At 62.2% G+C, this 3639-nt stretch carries 4 protein-coding genes; 1 reads left to right on the top strand and 3 read right to left on the bottom strand.

The window, feature by feature from the left end; translation table 11 throughout:
- The 3 genes from tcyN to tcyJ form a co-directional block, all read right to left on the bottom strand.
- The coding region (gene tcyN / locus ACK1U9_RS18025) for an L-cystine ABC transporter ATP-binding protein TcyN (protein ID WP_449110075.1) at positions 1-702 on the bottom strand (702 nt) is incomplete at its 3' end.
- 2 nt (positions 703-704) lie between these two features.
- The gene (gene tcyL, locus ACK1U9_RS18030; protein ID WP_025337317.1) at positions 705-1373 is read right to left on the bottom strand and encodes a cystine ABC transporter permease; all 669 of its coding nucleotides are present in this window, start codon (positions 1371-1373) and stop codon (positions 705-707) included.
- A complete protein-coding gene (tcyJ, locus tag ACK1U9_RS18035) occupies positions 1370-2164 on the bottom strand; it encodes a cystine ABC transporter substrate-binding protein (protein ID WP_015268587.1) in 795 nt (264 codons plus the stop codon). Before tcyJ ends, tcyL begins: the two co-directional genes overlap by 4 nt.
- 391 nt (positions 2165-2555) lie before the next feature.
- On the opposite strand from tcyJ, the gene epsC reads away from it, so the two are divergent.
- Entirely contained in the window at positions 2556-3488 is a 933-nt protein-coding gene (gene epsC, locus ACK1U9_RS18040; RefSeq protein ID WP_108480034.1) for a serine O-acetyltransferase EpsC, read from the top strand.
- Positions 3489-3639: the final 151 nt, after the last annotated feature.

Genomic DNA, 3639 nt, shown 5'->3' on the forward strand with positions numbered 1-3639 from the left:
CTTCGGCGCCGCAAACAGCGCCTTGGCCTCGCCCTGCTCCACGATCACGCCCTTGTCGAAGAAGATCACCCGGTTCGCCACGTCGCGGGCAAAGCTCATTTCGTGGGTAACGATGATCATGGTGCGCTTCTCCTCGGCCAGGCCGCGGATGGTCGCCAGCACTTCACCCACCAGTTCGGGGTCCAGCGCCGAGGTCGGCTCGTCAAACAGGATCACCTCCGGTTCCATGGCCAGGGCGCGGGCGATGGCAACCCGTTGCTGCTGGCCACCGGACAGGCGCCGTGGGTAGGCGTCTTCCTTGCCCGCCAGGCCGACCTTGGCCAGCAGGCGCCGGCCCAGTTCGATGGCCTGCTCGCGCGGCGTCTTCTTGACGATCACCGGCCCCTCGATCACGTTTTCCAGGGCGGTGCGATGAGGGAACAGGTTGAAGTTCTGGAACACGAACCCGGCCTGCTGGCGCAAGCGGCGAATCGCACTTTGCTGCCCACCTAGCGGGCGGTTGGCGTCGATGCTGATGTCGCCAATCTGGATCTGCCCGGCATCGGGTGTTTCCAGCAGGTTGAGGCAACGCAGGAAGGTGGTCTTGCCCGAGCCGCTGGGGCCGATGATGGCCACCACTTCGCCGGGCTGCACGGTCAGGTCGATACCGTTGAGCACGGTCTGGCCCTTGAACCGCTTGGTCAGGCCTTTGACTTCAATCATGCTCAATGCTCCTGGTCATGCTGGTTGACTCGCGCTTCCATGCGGTTCTGGAAGTGCGCGAGGATGCTGCACAGCACCCAGTAGATGACCGCTACTGCCACGTACATCGTGAACACTTCGAAGGTGCGTGCGGTAATCAACTGGGCCTGGCGGAACAGCTCGGGCACCTGGATGGTCGCCGCCAGGGCGGTGTCCTTGACCAGCGAGATGAAGCTGTTGCCCAACGGCGGCAGTGCGGTACGCAAGGCCTGAGGCAGGATCGCCCGGCGCATGGCCTGGACGCGGGTCATGCCGATACTGGCGGCGGCTTCCCACTGGCCGCGGTCGATCGAGGAAATCGCCGCGCGCAGGATTTCGCAGATGTAGGCAGCCATGTTCAGCGACAGGCCGATCAGCGATGCCGGGATCGGGTCGAGCTCGATGCCGATCTGCGGCATGCCGAAGTAGATGACGAACAGCTGCACCAGCAACGGCGTGCCGCGGAAGAACGACACGTAGACCCGCGCCAGCCAGTTCAGCGGCAAGATCTTCGACAACCGCATCAGTGCTAGGGCAAAGCCCAGCAGCAAGCCGAAGAACATGCCGCCAACACTGAGCAGCACTGTATAACCCGCGCCCTTCAGCAGGAAGGGCGCGGAGTCGACAACGAGTTGCAGGCTTTCAGCAATCATTTGGTGACATCGGCACCGAAGTATTTCTCGGACAGCTTGGCCAGCGTGCCGTCAGCCTTGAGCTTGTCCAGCGCCTTGTTGATCGCTGCCAGCAGTTCCGGCTCGCCCTTGCGCAGGGCCACGCCGCTTTCCAGGCGCGAGAATGCATCGCCGGCCAGTTCGGTGTCCTTGGCTTTTTGCGCGTATTCCAGCGCGGCCAGGCGGTCGATCAGGATGGCGTCGATACGGCCGTTGCGCAGGTCGGCGAACTTGCTGGGGTCGTCTTCATAGGTGCGCACATCGGCTTGCGGCACATCCTTCTTGACCCATTGCTCGTAGTTGGTGCCCAGGCCCACGCCGACCTTCTTGCCAGCCAGGTCTGCGGCCTTGTGAATGTTCAGCTGCTCGGCCTTCTTCTTCAGGATCAGTGCCTGGATGCCGGAGATGGTGTAAGGCTCAGAGAAGTCATACTTTTTCTTGCGCTCTTCGGAAATGGTCACCTGGTTGATCACCACGTCCAGGCGCTTGGATTCCAGGGCGGCGAGGATGCCGTCCCACTTGGTCGGCTGCACCTTGGCCTTTACCCCCAGCTCCTTGGCCAGCAGTTCGGACAGCTCCACTTCGAAGCCGGTCAGCTTGCCGTTTTCGTCCTGGAAGCTGAACGGTGGGTAGGTGCCTTCCAGGCCGACGTTGATCACGCCTTTTTCCTGGATGGTCTTCAGCTGCTCACCGGCGAAGGCCTGGCTGAGCAGGCCGGCACCCAGCAGAAGTGCCAGGCTGGCGTTGAGTAGCGGTTTGGCGAATTTAGACATGTCAGAGCCCCGCGCTTGTTGTGTAAGTAGTGGGTGGCGACTATAGGGTCGGCTGCTTAGGCCAGGAAATACTAAAAAATTATTTTGTTATTTCCTTTTTGTGATCTGCCAGGTGCTGGCTGCTTTGAGGGTAGGCGAGGTTGCCTGCTCCGTCATCGCGGCTTATGCCTGACTTAGCGCAGGATGGAATAAAGCGTTGTTTTTTCCAAGAGATGGATTTGCCGTAGAGTGGATTACATGTAAGCAGGTCCGGCCCTTTCGCGGGTGAACCCGCTCCCACAGGGACCCCACAGATCTTGAGCCTTGTGGTGTACCTGTGGGAGCGGGTTTACCCGCGAAAGGGCCTGACCTGCCGATACAAACATTTGGCCTCTTCAGGCAGGAGAAAACCGTGAGCGAACAACCTTCACCCGGGCACTGGCAGTTGCAGAGCATCGTCACCGGCCTGCGCGGTGCCCGTGAACAATGGCGTACCCGCAACGGCCGCAGCAGCGGCGAGCAGGGCGGGCGTGAGCTGCCTTCGCGCGAAGCGATGCGGCACATCCTGGAGCAACTGTGCGGCGCACTGTTCCCCATGCGCCTTGGCCCGGTCGACCTGCGCGAAGAAAGCGAAGACTTCTACGTCGGCCATACATTGGATGCCGCGCTGACTGCGTTGCTGGCCCAGGCCCGCCTGGAGCTGCGCTACGCCGCACGGCAAAGCAAGGGCGAGCTGGCTGGCGTCGATGCTCATGCGCTGAGCCTGGTGCAGGGTTTCGCCGCCGCCCTGCCGGGCCTGCGCGTGCTGCTCGACACCGATGTGTTGGCCGCCTATCACGGCGACCCGGCGGCGCGCAGTGTCGATGAAGTGCTGCTGTGCTACCCGGGCATCCTGGCAATCATCCACCACCGCCTGGCGCACCACCTGTACCAGGCCGGCCTGCCGCTACTGGCGCGGATCAGCTCGGAGCTGGCGCATTCGGCCACGGGGATCGACATTCACCCCGGGGCACAGATCGGCCCGAGCTTCTTCATCGACCACGGTACCGGCGTGGTGATCGGCGAAACCGCGATCATCGGCGAGCGTGTGCGCATCTACCAGGCAGTGACCCTGGGTGCCAAGCGCTTCCCCAGCGATGAATCGGGCACCCTGCACAAGGGCCTGCCACGTCACCCGATCGTCGAGGACGATGTGGTGATCTATGCCGGGGCCACGGTGCTGGGGCGGATCACCATCGGCAAAGGCTCGACCATTGGCGGTAATGTGTGGCTGACCCGCAGTGTGCCGGCCGAGAGCAACATTACCCAGGCCAACCTGCAGCTGGATTGCCTGGACAAGAACTGATCTGGCATTTCCTTGGCCTCTTCGCGGGCTTGCCCGCTCCCACAGGGACCGCACAAATATTGAATCTTGTGCAGTACCTGGACTGCCCCCGAAAAGTTGGACAGTTTTAGCCAGTAGCCTGAGTCCTGTAGCTGACAGGGCTCAGGCCATT

Source organism: Pseudomonas sp. XP1 (genome assembly GCF_053557675.1).

Excerpts from the sequence above, each read along its gene's own strand:
- tcyL (WP_025337317.1), bottom strand. The coding sequence starts at position 1,373 with ATGATTGCTGAAAGCCTGCAACTCGTTGTCGACTCCGCGCCCTTCCTG.
- tcyJ (WP_015268587.1), bottom strand. The coding sequence starts at position 2,164 with ATGTCTAAATTCGCCAAACCGCTACTCAACGCCAGCCTGGCACTTCTG.